The organism is Rhizobium sp. R339, assembly GCF_002211395.1.
In the GTDB taxonomy this organism is placed as follows: domain Bacteria; phylum Pseudomonadota; class Alphaproteobacteria; order Rhizobiales; family Rhizobiaceae; genus Rhizobium.
On the sequence record NZ_LOKV01000012.1, the window covers coordinates 82,131 to 95,312 of the forward strand.

The window sequence follows — 13,182 nt, forward strand, 5'->3', positions numbered from 1 at the left end:
TCCGTCAGTCCAGGATGACGTGGGGGACGAAACGCGAGAGGTTTGCGGTGATGCGCGATTTGTCCTCGCGGATGCCGAGGCCGCAGGCGCGGTCGCCGACGACCCAGCTGCCGAGCACCGCGAAGCCGCCGGGGCCTTCGAAGAGCGGCGTATAGCCCTGGACGATAAAGCCCTCTTCGCCGTAACCGCCGGGGGCCGAGTCGAACTCCTCGCCATTGCGGAAGATCGTCACGTTTTCGCCTTCGCGCGACAGCAGCGGCTTGCGGACATAGTCGGTCAGCTCCGACGCCTTGGGGTCGTCGGGGAAATAGCTCGGCAGCAGATTGGGATGGTTGGGGTGGCGGCGCCACAGCAGCGGCAAAAGCCCCTTGTTCGAAAGCACGGCTTTCCAGGCCGGTTCGATAAAGATGTCGCCGCTGCGGATGAGCTGCTGCCCGAAGGGCTCGCGCATCATGAATTCCCAGGGGTAGAGCTTGAAGCAGCGATCGATCACCCGATCCTGCATATCCGTATAGCGCCCCTGCGCATCGATGCCGATTTCACCGATGTCGAGCAATTGCACGCGATGGCCGGCCTGGATGGCGCAATCCATCAGGTAGACCGTCGTGCCGCGATCCTCTTCGTTGTCGGTCATGACGGCGAAGTGGAAAATGGAATCGCGGGGAAACTGCTCGAACGCCTCGACAAGGCTTTCCTGCAGCAGATTATATTGGTCGGCGCCTTCGGGCAGAACGCCGAGGCCGATCTGATCGGTCAGCCAGTTGTACTGGAAAAAGGCGGTTTCGAACACGGCGGTCGGGGTGTCCGCATTGTATTCGAGAAGTTTGACCGGGCCCGTCCCGTCATAGGCGAGATCGAAACGGCCATAGAGATGCCGGTCGCCCCGGCGCCAGGAACGCTGCACGACGTCGCGCAGGTCGGCGGGGATGGCGAGCCGGTCGAGCGTTTTTTCATCGTTGACGATGTCGCCGACCAGATCCATGCACATATCATGCAGTTCCTGGCTCGGCGCTTCGATGTCAGTCTCGATCTGCTGGAGCGTGAAGGTATAGGCGGCGTCGTCGAGCCAATAGGGCTCGCCGTACATTTCGTGAAAGCCGAAGCCGACCGCCCGGGCCTTGTCGAGCCAATCCGGGCGCGCCGGAAGCGTGATGCGTTTCATCCTAACCGCCGAAACTGAAGGATGATCGGCCGCCGAAGCCCTGGCGGGCGACAGTGCGGGTGTTGACGTTGACGGGCTTGACCGTCTGGCGCACCGGCGCAACGCTGTCGCGGCTGCCCGACCGAACCGTCGTCACCAGCTCGCCGGAGCGATTGCGATAGATCGGCGTCGAGCCGCCGCCGACATAGACGGAGCCGCCGATCTCCTCCTGCCGCCGGCGATAGGTGTAATAGTCGCCGATATTATTGAGTGCCGAGGACAGGAGGTAGCCGCTCAGAAACGGCATGAAGAAGCTGCCGGTTGCTCCCATATTGTTGGTGACCGTGCTCTTCGGCTCTTCGGCGCACTTGCCCGTTCCGAATTCGGCTTCGCAGGCGGCCATGCCGTCGAAACGCGGCGCCGTGGCGAGGTGGGCGCGCATGGCATCCTGATAGGCGGCCTGGCACACCTGCTGGTCCATGCCGGCCGATACGCACTGGTCGACGGAGGTGAACATCACCTGCGAGTCGCCGGGATCGTCTCCGCAGCCGGAAAGCATCATGGTGGAAACGGCAATGGTGCCGAGTGCAAGAACTGGCGGCCGGCGGCCGGTCAGACGTCTACGCATGGCGGCCTCTCCCTCAGTAGGTCATGCAGGCGGCGTTGAGGATCCCGATCACCAGAGCAATGCCGCCGCCCCACAGACCTGCCGCGATCTCGCCCCGGGTGATCTTCTCGTGCAGATCCTGCATCGTGAAGTTGGCGATGAAGAAGCCGAGAACCTGTACAAGCGTGCCGATGATGGCCCAGATGATGTAGTCGACGATGCTGACCGAATTGGCGGCGGCCGAGGCGAGCGGCAGGCTGAAGCCGATAAGCGCGCCGAGGAAAGCCGTGACCGCGGCGAGATTGCCCGCGCGGATCAGTTCGACTTCCCTGTGCGGAGTAAGCCGCGTGTAAACCGCGCCGAAAACTCCATAGGCAGCGAGACCGATGGCAAAATAGATCAGGAAGGCCGGAAGTCCCGCCACATAATCAAGCATAATAAAATTCCTCCATGGATAAATCGAAAGCCTTTAAACCCGCCTGACATCGGCCGGAGCGATGCCGTAGCCGATCAGGAATTCGATGGAGCTTCCAGCAAGGCTTTGGCCCTGCTCGAGATCGCGTTCGACATTGAGCAGCAGCATTTCGCGGGTTCTGCCGAGCGGGCGGTAATAGAGCATGCAGGTCTGATGGATGGACCGCTGCTCCTCGCCGTCGTCGATGGTCTCGACGAACTGGACGAGTTCGGAGCGTTCCGGCCCTTCTCCCCAGAAGCGGTTGAAAAGGATGCCGTCGGCGTCATAGGAGGGCTGGCCGATCAGCCCGTTGGGGCCGGTCCATCGGTTCCATTCGCTCTGGCCGGCCGGCACGACGCTGTCCCAGGGCCAGTAGAAGCTGACATCGTCAATGGCTTCGTCAACCGCGCCGGAGGCCGACATGACCTGCACCATGCGGTGCTCGTCGTCGTAATAGCGCGAGAGCGTCGTTGCGGCATCGAGCTGCACCTGGCCATAGGCGGCAATGATGAACGGCCCGCTCTTCGGCAGGGGCATGGCGGGCGTGCCCGTCAGCGCGTCGGCTTCGAGCGAGAGGAAATCGATCTCCAGCGCCCCGCCGATGCTGGCACCGAGAGGGCCTCGCTCGGCCGCGAATTCCTTGTCCTTGTTTCCTCCGAACCAGCCGATCATGGTGCATCCCCTAGTTGAGCCCAGCCAATGGCGGCCGAACTCAACCGCATTTCGCTGATGTAGTAAAGTGTCTCTCCGCCCTGAAGCAGCAGGTCGTCGCGGCAGTTGAGGTCGGTCACTCCTTTATGCAGCATTCCAACCAGGGTCACCCTGTACTGGCGCTTGAGGCTGAGGAAGACCGAACCGTAACTCAGCGGCGCGGAGAGCGGCGGCACCAGCAGCGAAAAGGCGGTGTCGGCCGATGCGGCCGACAGAAGACGCGCGGCGATTTCGGACGAACCCGGATCGCGCGCCGAGCGCGACAGCAGTTCTTCCGCGAGCGATCCGATCGCTTCGACGCGGGGGCGGCGCTGCTTTACCATCTGTGCGGTGCGGTCGTCCTGGAAATAGGCGACGATGTGGGCGGCGGTCGCATGCTCTTCGGCGATCAGCACCGCGGCCAGCGTCTCGTCGTCGTTTGCGCCGCGGATGACGATCGACCGGGCTCCGGCCGCGCCGGCCCGCGTCAGCGCATCGGCATCCGCCAGCCGCTCGGTACGGATGTAATCGGCGCAATCGCTTGCCGGATTTTCCGCCGGATCCTTGGCGATCAGCACGCTCATCGGTTCGTGCGCCTGCCGCTCGGTATGGAGCAGCCGCAGCACCTGGTGCGTCTGCCCCTCCTGCCAGCCCACCACGATGACATGGCCGGCTCTTTCGCCGTAATCGCCCAATCCCCGCATGCGGTTCCTCCAGATCGTGCCTATGCCTGTCAGTAATTTGCCGAGAACGGCGGTGAAGATCGCGATGCCGCCGGGAAGGACGAACAGGGCGACGAGCAGCCGGCCGGCCTCCGATTTTGGCGAGATGTCCCCGTAGCCGACGGTCGTCGCCGTCACCATGTAGTAGTAAATGAAATCGATGAGGTTTCCGACAAGCGCGCTTTCGCCGGCGAGGGCAAGCAGCGCATAGGAAGCGACGAGATGGACGGCGAAAATCGACAGCAGCGCCGACCATGTCAGCTCGCTCAGCGATAGATAGACACGCCGCATGATCGAGCCGAGAAATATCAAGCGAGTCCATTCCCCTGTTGCCGACCGGACATATATCAACTTATGTAGGCCTCGCAAACCTTAGATTGATACTGACGATACTTTCAGCCGACGGAGGATCTTTTGGAGACCTGGACCCTAACGACCCTGACCCGCCTATTCGCAGCCGATCCCGAACCCTTGGGAGATGTCGATGTCTCCGTGCCCGATCAGGGCGACGTCATTTGCGTGACCCTCAAGGAAAAAGGCGATCTCGATGTCTTCGTGACGGTGAGCGGCGAGCGCGACATTCTGGTCAGCGCCGTTCTTCTGCCATGCAAGGACGTCCCCAAGCGGGAGGCTTTCGAGCGCATGGTGCTCAAGACGCATAAATTCGTGCCGCTCTCCAGCTTCGGGATCACCACCATCGGCGGCGAGGAATGGTATGAACTGTTCGGCTCGCTCTCGGCGCGCTCGCGCGCCGATACCATCGTCGAGGAGGTGGCTATTCTCGCCGCCAATGCGGTCGATGCGGCCAGAATGGTCGAAGAGTGGAAGAAGGGAGAAATTGCAGCGTGAGCACCTGGGGCAAGATTTTCACCGCCATTCGCGGCGGCATCAACGAGGCGGCCGAAGCAGCCGCAGACAGCCAGTCGATGCGCATTCTCGATCAGGAGATCCGGGATGCCGAGCAGTCGCTTCGCCAGGCGCGGTCGGATCTGGCGGGCATCATGGCCTCGAACAAGAGCGTCAACCGGCGGCTCGAGGAAAACCGCGCCAAGGAATACAAGGATACCGAAAGCGCCAGGGCCGCCATCGCCGCCGGCCGGACGGATCTGGCCCAGGGGCTGGCGCAGCGCATCGCCACCGTCAGGGCCGAGGTGCAGCGGGATCAGGACGAACTCGACCGCCTGCTGCCGCGCCAGCAGCAGATGCTGCGCACCATCCAGGACACCGAAGCGCGCATCACGCAGATGAAACGCGAGATCGAAAACGTCAAGGCGAACGAGTCGCTGCTTCGGGCGCAGTCGGCGATCGCGCACAGCCAGTCCGGGATTAACACCCGCCTCGGCAGCGCCGTTCAGAGCCTTGAACGCATCAAGAAGCGCCAGGAAGCCGTTGCCGGCCGGATTGAGGCGGGCGCCGAACTCGCAGCCCTCGAAGATGGCAGCGATCTCGACCGTCAGCTTCGCGAGGCGGGTATCGGCGGCTCGAGCCACTCGGCAGACGACATTCTTGCGCAGCTGATGGCGCCGGCGGCCCCGACCGCTCTGCTGCCTCCGCCATCGGACAAGAAGTAAGCCGGTTCCGGCCGGGGCTGGCTATTCGCCGACCCCGGCCGGGCCTGTTGATCGTCAGCCCTTCGTCAGAAGACGGCAGGCGCGGTCGATGCGTGCCAGCGCCTCGATGAGTTCGCCTTCCGAGGTCGCGTAGGAAATGCGGAAATAGGGTGAGAGGCCGAAGGCCGAACCCGGCACGACGGCGACGTGAGCCTCCTCCAGCAGATAATCGGTGAAGTCGTGGTCGGCTTCGATCTTCCTGCCTTTCGGCGTCGTCTTGCCGATCACGCCGGCGCAGCCGGAGAAGGTGTAGAAGGCGCCTTCCGGCGTCCGGCATTCCAGCCCGTCGATGGCGTTCAACCCGGCAACGACGATATCGCGCCGGCGGCGGAAGCTCTCCTGGCGCTCCTTCAGGAAATCCTGCGGCCCGTTCAGGGCCTCGATCGCAGCGGCCTGGCTGACGGAGGACGGGCAGGAGGTCGCCTGGCTCTGGATGACGGCCATGACCTTGATCAGGGCTTTCGGCCCACCGGCATAGCCGATGCGCCAGCCGGTCATGGCATAGGCCTTGGAAACGCCGTTGACCGTCAGCGTCCGGCTTTTCAGCCGCGGCTCCAGCGCGGCCGGAGTGACGAAGCGAAATCCGTCATAGACGATGTGCTCGTACATATCGTCGACCATCAGCCAGACATGCGGATGGCTGAGCAGCACGTCGAGCAGCGGCCGGTAATCCTCGGCGCCATAGGCCGCACCCGAGGGGTTGGATGGCGAATTGAGCAGCACCCAGCGCGTCTTCGGCGTGATCGCCTTTTCCAGCTGGTCGGCCGTCAGCCGGAAGCCGGCCTTGGCATCGCAGGGGATCAGCACGCTGACGCCGCCTGAGATTTCGACGATGTCGGAATAGGAGGTCCAGTAGGGCGTCGGGATGATGACCTCGTCGCCGGGATCGAGGCTCGCCATGAAGGCGTTGAAGAGGATCTGCTTGGCGCCGGTTGCGACGGTCACCTCGTCGAGCGCGTAGTCGACGCCGTTCTCCCGGCGGAACTTCTCGACGATCGCCTTCTTGAGATCGGGCGAGCCGTCGAGGGCGGTATATTTCGTCTCGCCCCGGTCGATCGCCGCCTTGGCGGCTTCCTTGATATTCCCGGGCGTATCGAAATCCGGCTCGCCGGCGCCGAGCACGATCACCGGAAGGCCCTCGCGCTTCATGGCCGCGGCGCGCGCGCCGATCTGCAGGATTTTCGAAACGCCGACGGAGGCGATGCGCGAGGCGGGCCTGAAGCCTGCCTCCTCGATCCGGGTGTTGATCGTCATGCCGTTATCCGATCCTATTCGATATCGAACGAAACGCCTTGCGCCAGCGGCAGGGCCTTCGAATAGTTGATCGTGTTGGTGGCGCGGCGCATGTAAGCCCGCCATGCATCCGAGCCGGATTCGCGGCCGCCGCCGGTCTCTTTCTCGCCGCCGAAAGCGCCGCCGATTTCAGCGCCCGACGTGCCGATGTTGACGTTGGCAATGCCGCAGTCGGAGCCGTCGGCAGCGAGGAAACGCTCGGATTCCTGCATGTCGCGGGTGAAGATCGACGAGGAGAGGCCGGCTGCCACCGCATTGTGCTCTTCGATCACCGCGTCGAAATCGCTGTACTTCATCACGTAGAGGATCGGCGCGAAGGTTTCCTCCAGCACGGGGCCGGCCTGCTCCGGCATCTCGACGAGCGCCGGCTTCACATAATAGCTGCCGTCATGGCCGAGCTCGACGCGCTCGCCGCCATGGACGCTGCCGCCATGTTCTCTCGCCGAAGCGATCGCCTTCTGCATGGCGTCGAAGGCCGCCTTGTCGATCAGCGGGCCGACAAGGGCAGCGGATTCGAGCGGGTTGCCGACCGAAACCGAGGCATAGGCTTTCTTCAGGCGCGGCACGAGCTGGTCGTAAACGCTGTCATGCACGAACAGGCGGCGCATGGTGGTGCAGCGCTGGCCGGCGGTGCCCATGGCGCCGAAGGCGATGGCGCGCAACGCCATGTCGAGATCGGCAGACGGGCAGACGATGCCGGCATTGTTGCCGCCGAGTTCGAGAATGGCGCGGGCGAAACGCTTGGCGAGCCGCGGGCCGACCTCGCGGCCCATGCGGGTCGAACCGGTCGCCGAGACCAAGGGGACTTTCGGATTATCAACCAGCACCTCGCCGATCGTCCGGTCGCCGATCAAGACCTGCGACAGGTTCTCGGGCGCATCGCCGAAGCGGGCGAGCGCCCGCTCGAAGATCGCCTGGGCGGCGAGCGCGGTCAGCGGCGTCTTTTCCGAGGGCTTCCAGACGACGGGATTGCCGCAGACGATGGCAAGTGCGGCATTCCAGGCCCAGACGGCGACGGGGAAATTGAAGGCGGAGATGATGCCGACGACGCCGAGCGGATGCCAGGTTTCCATCATGCGATGGCCGGGACGTTCGGTGGCGATCGTCAGGCCGTAGAGCTGGCGCGAGAGCCCGACGGCGAAATCGCAGATGTCGATCATTTCCTGCACTTCGCCGAGCCCTTCCGACGGGATCTTGCCGGCTTCCAGCGAAACCAGGCGGCCGAGATCGGCCTTGGAGGCGCGAAGCTCCTCGCCGAAGATCCGGATCAGTTCGCCGCGCTTCGGCGCCGGCACCAGGCGCCAGATACGGAAGGCCTTGTCGGCCTTTTCGATCCTGGCAGCGGCCTCGGACGCCGAGACGGTCTTCAGGCTCGCGACCTGCTCGCCGCTGACCGGGCTGTAGGACACCATGTCGCCGCCGGTATAGAGGTCTCTCGCGACGCCGAGCTTCTCCAGAAGGGCGGCGGCTTCCCTGACGACGTCAATTTTCGCAGTTGCAATGTTCATGATCGAGCTCCTGTTTTTCCTATGGTCTAATTCAGCCGAAACGCACGCTGCCGAGCCGGGCCGGCGAGGTGAGCGCTTTCAGGCCGGCGGCCAGATGTTTTCGTTTTTCCGATGTGTAGCGGTCGTAGAAGGCTTGGTTGCGGCGGCCGATCGCGTGTTCGGCGCTGAAGCTGCCGCCATAGTCTCCGACGGCGACTGCGAAGACCCAGTCCCGAAGCCGGCCCTCGAAGGTTTCGTCCTGCAGCAAGGGGCTGTCCTTCGGCACGACGAGATTGAAGTGCACGCCGCCGTCGCCGATATGGCCGAAATCGCAGATCGCGACGCCGGGAAATTTCGCCAGCATCTCCGCCTTCATGCGGTCGCAGAAAGCCATGATGTCTCCCCTGCGGAAGGAGAGATCGAAGGCGATCAGCTTGCCGAGATGCTTGACGCCCTCCGACAGGCTGTGGCGCAGAGCCCAGATCTCCTGCGGCGGGCCGGGCAGGGCATCGGCGAGCGGCGCGGACGGCAGCTCCCAGATCTCGGCGAGCGCGGTTTCGAGCACGGCATCGAGCGGCTGTTCGCCCTCGCGCGGCGCCCATGTCCGGCTGATCTCCGCCAGGATGACATAATCGGGAACCTGGCCGCCCTGGAAGGGATTGCGCAGCGACGGCACATGCGCGAAGGCGGCCTTGATGGCGTTGGCGGACATGCCCTCGAAGGCGGAGAGATAGGCGCCGAGCCTCTCTTCCATCGCCCGCAGCAGCGGCAGCACCTGTGTGCCGCCGGCCGGTATCAGAAGGGCCGTCGCGACCTGCCGGGGCAGCGGTTCGAGGTTCAGCACGCATTCGGTGACGATGCCGAAGGCGCCCGACGTGCCGATGAAGAGCTGCTTCCAGTCGACGCCGGTATTGTCCTTGCGCAGATGGTTTTGCAGGTCGAGCACGGTTCCCTCGGCGTCGGCGAGCACGACCGTCAGTCCGAGCGTGTTGCGGCGCACGTCGCCATATTTGAGGAAGCGCGAGCCGCCGGTGTTCGTCGCGACCATGCCGCCGATGCGGGGATCGGCGCCGAGATCGATCGGGAAGAACAGGCCGTGCTCTTCCAGCCGCGCGTTGAGATCGGAAAGCCGCATGCCGGCATCGACCCGCACCGAACGGTTGTCGAGATCGAGATCCATGCCGCTGCCGAGACGATCCAGGCTGAGCACGACCTCATTTCCGGAAGCGTCGGGCGTCGACCCGGAAACCAGGCCGGTATTGCCGGATTGCGGGACGAGCGGGATGGCGTGGCACACGCAATAGGCGACAGCTGCCGAAACCTCACTGGTGGTTTTCGGCCTCAGCACCGCGGCGGCATGGCCGCGGTCGTAGCGGGCGCCGGTTTCATAGGCTTCCATCCCCTCAGTGAGGACGCCCTTGTCGCCGAGGATCGCCGTCAACGCATCGATATGCACGCGCTCCAGCGTCATTCCGCGGCAACCGAACGTAGCGCGCCGAGGCATTGGTCGATCGAAGCGGCTTCGATGCCGGCATAATGGTCGAACTCGTTCAGGACAGTGGCGCCGAGATCGGTTTCGAAGCGCTTCTGGTTCGGGCTTGCGACGAATTCCTGCTGTGCGCTGTCCCCGAGGTTCGACTGGAAGATGCCGGCGGCGCTGACGGGGAGGAAATCCTCGTAGACGATCGGGTCGAAGCGAACGAAGCTGTCGGCAATCAGCGCCTCGAGATCGCCGGAGGCGAGCGAACCGGCCGCGCGGCCCTTTTCGGTGAGGGAGTAGCTGAAATAGCCGAGGCTCGCCGCGCGTATGCCGGCCCAGCTGTCTGGGAAGCCCTCGAAGGCCTTTGCCAGCGCCGCCTCGTATTCGCGAGCGTTGGAGCCATCGGCGGCCGGGCGGACGATCTTACGCGAGGCTTCCAGGTGTTCGTCGTAGAGCGCGCGGCCCTTCGGCGTCAGCGCGATGCCGCGCTGCTCGATTTCGCCGAAACGGGCGGTGTGCGAGCCGGGCTTCCAGCTGCCGTCGCCGGCCGCGAAGGAAACCGGCTCTTCCAATGCCTTGAACGAGGTCTGGCGCAGCAGGATCGGGCATTTGCGCGTCGGCGGGCCTTCGACGACGGCCTTCGGCGCAATGCCATATTCCGGCATCAGCGCCTGAACCCTGTCGATATCGAGCGTGCGGGGCGTCAGGTGATTGATGTGCGGCCCCTTGAAGGACACGACATCGGCGATCAGCCGGTGCGCGTCGTGCAGGCGCTTGTACATGCCGGCATCGACATTGGCCTTGTCATGCCAGCGGAAGGTTTCGAGCACTTCGGAAACGAAGCGGCCGGCATCGGCTTTGTCGAGGCCGCCGTCGCGCTCCGCCTTTTCTGTCAGTTCGACGGCGCCGGGGGTGAAGATCCGGCGCCCGGCAAGCACGGCTTCGGCCTCGGCGCGCAGGGTCTCGTCCTTGATCAGGTCGAGGCGCAGGAGCGAAGTGAAGACACGGAAAGGATTGCGCTTCAATGCGGCTTCGCCGACCGGCCGGAAGGCAGTCGAATGGACGGGAACGCCGGCCGTCGAAAGGTCGTAATAGCCGACGGGATACATGCCCATGACGGCGAAGACGCGGCGCATCATCGCGAGTTCTGCCGCCGTCCCCAGGCGGATCGCGCCGTGGCGTTCCTCGGAGATGCGCTCCAGCGAGTCGGTGGCGTCGAGCCGTTCCTTCAATTCAGGGTCCGCAGCCAGCGCCTCGCCATTCACCCGGGCGACCAGTTCCATCAGCGTGCCGTAGGCCGGCACCTCCTGGCGATACATGGCGGACATGGCGGCGGAAAAGGCTGAGCGGATGTCGTCTGATGAAACGTGGTTTTGCATGGCCACCTCCTGAAGGAAATTGCGATCGGCTGGCGCGCACCTTATGCCTTGTCGTGCCGCCCGTGTTGTGAGATTAGATATTCAGTTGATGCGGAAATGGAATGATCATGCGCCGAAGGCTGATACCCGACATTGCCAATCTGCAGGCTTTCGAATCCGCCGCGCGGCACGGGAATTTCACCCGAGCGGCGGCCGAACTCAACCTGACGCAGAGCGCAGTCAGCCGGCAAATCAGGGATTTGGAGCAGCAGACGGGGCTGCTGCTTTTCGAAAGAGTGCGCCAGCGCGTGGTTCTCTCCGAAGCCGGCACGCGCTTCCTGCCGGATGTCCGGAAATTGCTCGGGCAATCCGAAAAGCTCATGATCGGCGCCATGGCCGCCGAGCATATGGGGCAGTCGCTGCATATCGCAACCCTGCCGACATTCGGCGCCCGCTGGCTGGTGCCGCGGCTCGGCGGCTTCATGGCGCTGTCCGATGTCGCCGTCACGATCGAATCCCGCTCGCAGCCCTTCGTCTTCGAGGAAGAGAATTTCGATCTGGCCATCCATTACGGCCAGCCCGTCTGGCCGCGCGCCACCTGCACCTTCCTGTGCAACGAAACCGTGCTGCCGGTCGTCAAGCGCGAGGTGGCGGAGCGATGGGCGCTCGAAGACCCGAGCGGCCTGTCGACCATCCCGCTCATCCACCTGACGACCCGCCCGCGGCTCTGGTCGGACTGGTTCGACGCGCATGACGTCGTCAGCGACAACGCCTATCGCGGCCTGCGGCTGGACCAGTTCTCGATGATCATTGCCGCGGCCGTTGCAGGGCTGGGTGCCGCGCTGCTTCCCTCATATCTGATCGAAGAGGAGCTGCGCAGCGGCATATTGGTCTCGCTCTTCGACCTGCCGATGGCGACAGAAAACAGCTATTACATCGCCGTTCCGGAGGAAAAGCGGCAGAACGCCACCGCGAGGAATTTCGTCGAATGGCTGACCGCGCAGGTCGGAAGCGATGCTTTCGCGCAAAGCGAGACACGCGGGTGATGACCGGCCGGCACAAGCCGTCCGATCACAACAGGTCAGGCCAGGATCAGACCTCGTCGCGCTGGGCGCGCAGATTGGTGACGACGCGCCGGTTCTGCACCTTGCAGGAGCGTTCCGTGCAGTCGCGCACTTCGCGGTCGTTGCCGTAGCCCTTGGCCCACATGCGCCGTGCATCCACGCCCTTCGAGACGAGATAGGCCATCGCCGCATCGGCGCGCTGCTGCGACAGGGTTTTCATCTTGGCCTCGGAGCCGGAATCGTCGGCAAAGCCCTGCAGCTTGATCAGCCAGTTCGGGTTCCGGGCGAGCCAGGCGGCCTGGCTGTCCAGCGTCGCCATGGCGACGGAATCGAGCCTGGCGGAATCCTGCGCGAAATAGATCCGCCGGCCGACATTGAGGATGAAGTCCTCTTCGCTACCGGCAGAAACACTCTCGAAGCCGGGAGCGGGATCGTTGGTCTGGCCGGTCATCGGTGCGGCGGGCGGTTCTTCCACGGAAGCGATATCGGTGGTGGAGCAGGCGGCAAGCGCCAGGAACATGGCCGCGGTGAGAAGGCGGCGCGCAAATCCGGTCGAAACAAACATCGGGACGTATTCCTTATTCGACCGCGGTGACTTCGGTGGCCTGGGGGGCCTGATCGGCGATATGCGGCAGGACCTGCACGGCGGTGCCGATCGGGCAGCGCTGGTAGAGATCGATCGCATCCTCGTTGAACATGCGGATGCAGCCGCTGGAGGCATCCTTGCCGATGCTCCAGGGCTCCAGCGTGCCGTGGAAACGATAGCCGGTATCGACCCCGTCGCGATGCAGATACATGGCGCGGGGGCCGAGCGGATTCTTCGGCGAGCCGCCTGCCACGAATTCCGGCAGTTCGGGATGGCGCTTGCGCATCTCGGGCGGCGGCGTCCAGCGCGGCCAGAGCGATTTGCTGTCGATCGTGGCGCGGCCGAACCACTTGAAGCCCTCGCGGCCGACGCCGACGCCGTAGCGGATGGCCGTCTTGTTCTCCATGATCAGGTAGAGGAAGTGATGCCTTGTATCGACGACGACGGTGCCGATCGGCTCGCTGCTGAAATATTTGACGACCTGGCGGTGCCACCGCCTGTCGATCTTGGCGAAGTTCGTCGCTCGGAACGTTACCCCGTTATCGACGGCAGTGCCGGCAAAAAAGGAAGAGGCCTGGGCGAAAGCCGGCCTCCCGACCGCGCCGGCGCCAAGTAACGCCAAACCGCCAAGCAAAAATTCCCTGCGAGTCCCCACCATCGGCTATATCCCCCTAAAGCCCAAGCAGCGAG

Annotated in this window: 14 protein-coding genes; 3 read left to right on the forward strand and 11 right to left on the reverse strand. The window is 64.1% G+C overall.

Annotation, left to right across the window (positions count from 1 at the left end; genetic code table 11):
* Nucleotides 1–4: 4 nt before the first annotated feature.
* The 5 genes from ATY76_RS14660 to ATY76_RS14680 are packed head-to-tail and all read right to left on the reverse strand — an operon-like array spanning nt 5 to nt 3,926.
* Nucleotides 5–1,162 carry a glutathionylspermidine synthase family protein gene (locus tag ATY76_RS14660; RefSeq protein WP_088675475.1) on the reverse strand — a complete coding sequence of 386 codons (1,158 nt, stop codon included), beginning with the start codon at nt 1,160–1,162 and terminating at the stop codon, nt 5–7.
* Nucleotide 1,163: 1 nt separating this feature from the next.
* The gene (locus ATY76_RS14665; protein ID WP_088675476.1) at nt 1,164–1,769 is read right to left on the reverse strand and encodes a DUF1190 domain-containing protein; all 606 of its coding nucleotides are present in this window, start codon (nt 1,767–1,769) and stop codon (nt 1,164–1,166) included.
* A 13-nt stretch (nt 1,770–1,782) separates the two neighbouring features.
* Complete coding sequence (locus tag ATY76_RS14670; protein ID WP_088675477.1) at nt 1,783–2,184, reverse strand: DUF350 domain-containing protein; 402 nt, start codon at nt 2,182–2,184, stop codon at nt 1,783–1,785.
* A gap of 33 nt (nt 2,185–2,217) precedes the next feature.
* On the reverse strand, nt 2,218–2,874 hold the full coding sequence (locus ATY76_RS14675) for a YjfK family protein (protein WP_088675478.1): 657 nt from the start codon (nt 2,872–2,874) through the stop codon (nt 2,218–2,220).
* On the reverse strand, nt 2,871–3,926 hold the full coding sequence (locus ATY76_RS14680; protein WP_088675479.1) for an ion channel: 1,056 nt from the start codon (nt 3,924–3,926) through the stop codon (nt 2,871–2,873). The genes ATY76_RS14675 and ATY76_RS14680 overlap by 4 nt, the downstream gene beginning before the upstream one ends.
* Nucleotides 3,927–4,028: 102 nt before the next feature.
* On the opposite strand from ATY76_RS14680, the gene ATY76_RS14685 reads away from it, so the two are divergent.
* A complete protein-coding gene (locus ATY76_RS14685; protein WP_088675480.1) occupies nt 4,029–4,463 on the forward strand; it encodes a YjfI family protein in 435 nt (144 codons plus the stop codon).
* Entirely contained in the window at nt 4,460–5,185 is a 726-nt protein-coding gene (locus ATY76_RS14690) for a PspA/IM30 family protein (RefSeq protein WP_088675481.1), read from the forward strand. Before ATY76_RS14685 ends, ATY76_RS14690 begins: the two co-directional genes overlap by 4 nt.
* Before the next feature lie 54 nt (nt 5,186–5,239).
* Here the strand turns inward: ATY76_RS14690 and ATY76_RS14695 are convergent, their stop codons facing one another.
* From ATY76_RS14695 to ATY76_RS14710, 4 genes are read right to left on the reverse strand one after another with little or no spacing between them, the layout of a single operon-like run.
* Nucleotides 5,240–6,478, reverse strand: coding sequence for a pyridoxal phosphate-dependent aminotransferase (locus tag ATY76_RS14695; RefSeq protein ID WP_088675482.1), 1,239 nt, complete (start codon nt 6,476–6,478; stop codon nt 5,240–5,242).
* Between the two features lie 14 nt (nt 6,479–6,492).
* The gene (locus tag ATY76_RS14700) at nt 6,493–8,025 is read right to left on the reverse strand and encodes an aldehyde dehydrogenase family protein (protein WP_088675483.1); all 1,533 of its coding nucleotides are present in this window, start codon (nt 8,023–8,025) and stop codon (nt 6,493–6,495) included.
* 31 nt (nt 8,026–8,056) lie between these two features.
* Nucleotides 8,057–9,475, reverse strand: a complete 1,419-nt coding sequence (locus tag ATY76_RS14705) for an FAD-binding oxidoreductase (protein ID WP_088675484.1) — start codon at nt 9,473–9,475, stop codon at nt 8,057–8,059.
* The gene (locus ATY76_RS14710; protein ID WP_088675485.1) at nt 9,472–10,863 is read right to left on the reverse strand and encodes a VOC family protein; all 1,392 of its coding nucleotides are present in this window, start codon (nt 10,861–10,863) and stop codon (nt 9,472–9,474) included. The genes ATY76_RS14705 and ATY76_RS14710 overlap by 4 nt, the downstream gene beginning before the upstream one ends.
* Nucleotides 10,864–10,964: 101 nt before the next feature.
* Here ATY76_RS14710 and ATY76_RS14715 point away from each other — a divergent pair, with 101 nt between their 5' ends.
* Nucleotides 10,965–11,888: a LysR family transcriptional regulator gene (locus ATY76_RS14715; RefSeq protein ID WP_088675486.1), complete on the forward strand. Its 924-nt coding sequence runs from the start codon at nt 10,965–10,967 to the stop codon at nt 11,886–11,888.
* A 46-nt stretch (nt 11,889–11,934) separates the two neighbouring features.
* Here ATY76_RS14715 and ATY76_RS14720 read toward each other — a convergent pair whose 3' ends face one another.
* Complete coding sequence (locus tag ATY76_RS14720) at nt 11,935–12,471, reverse strand: OmpA family protein (RefSeq protein ID WP_088675487.1); 537 nt, start codon at nt 12,469–12,471, stop codon at nt 11,935–11,937.
* A 13-nt stretch (nt 12,472–12,484) separates the two neighbouring features.
* Entirely contained in the window at nt 12,485–13,150 is a 666-nt protein-coding gene (locus tag ATY76_RS14725; RefSeq protein WP_088675488.1) for a L,D-transpeptidase, read from the reverse strand.
* Nucleotides 13,151–13,182 lie beyond the last annotated feature (32 nt).

Coding starts and splice junctions, on each gene's coding strand:
- ATY76_RS14660 (WP_088675475.1), bottom strand. CDS start 1,162: ATGAAACGCATCACGCTTCCGGCGCGCCCGGATTGGCTCGACAAGGCC.
- ATY76_RS14665 (WP_088675476.1), bottom strand. CDS start 1,769: ATGCGTAGACGTCTGACCGGCCGCCGGCCGCCAGTTCTTGCACTCGGC.
- ATY76_RS14670 (WP_088675477.1), bottom strand. CDS start 2,184: ATGCTTGATTATGTGGCGGGACTTCCGGCCTTCCTGATCTATTTTGCC.
- ATY76_RS14675 (WP_088675478.1), bottom strand. CDS start 2,874: ATGATCGGCTGGTTCGGAGGAAACAAGGACAAGGAATTCGCGGCCGAG.
- ATY76_RS14695 (WP_088675482.1), bottom strand. CDS start 6,478: ATGACGATCAACACCCGGATCGAGGAGGCAGGCTTCAGGCCCGCCTCG.
- ATY76_RS14700 (WP_088675483.1), bottom strand. CDS start 8,025: ATGAACATTGCAACTGCGAAAATTGACGTCGTCAGGGAAGCCGCCGCC.
- ATY76_RS14705 (WP_088675484.1), bottom strand. CDS start 9,475: ATGACGCTGGAGCGCGTGCATATCGATGCGTTGACGGCGATCCTCGGC.
- ATY76_RS14710 (WP_088675485.1), bottom strand. CDS start 10,863: ATGCAAAACCACGTTTCATCAGACGACATCCGCTCAGCCTTTTCCGCC.
- ATY76_RS14715 (WP_088675486.1), top strand. CDS start 10,965: ATGATCATGCGCCGAAGGCTGATACCCGACATTGCCAATCTGCAGGCT.
- ATY76_RS14720 (WP_088675487.1), bottom strand. CDS start 12,471: ATGTTTGTTTCGACCGGATTTGCGCGCCGCCTTCTCACCGCGGCCATG.
- ATY76_RS14725 (WP_088675488.1), bottom strand. CDS start 13,150: ATGGTGGGGACTCGCAGGGAATTTTTGCTTGGCGGTTTGGCGTTACTT.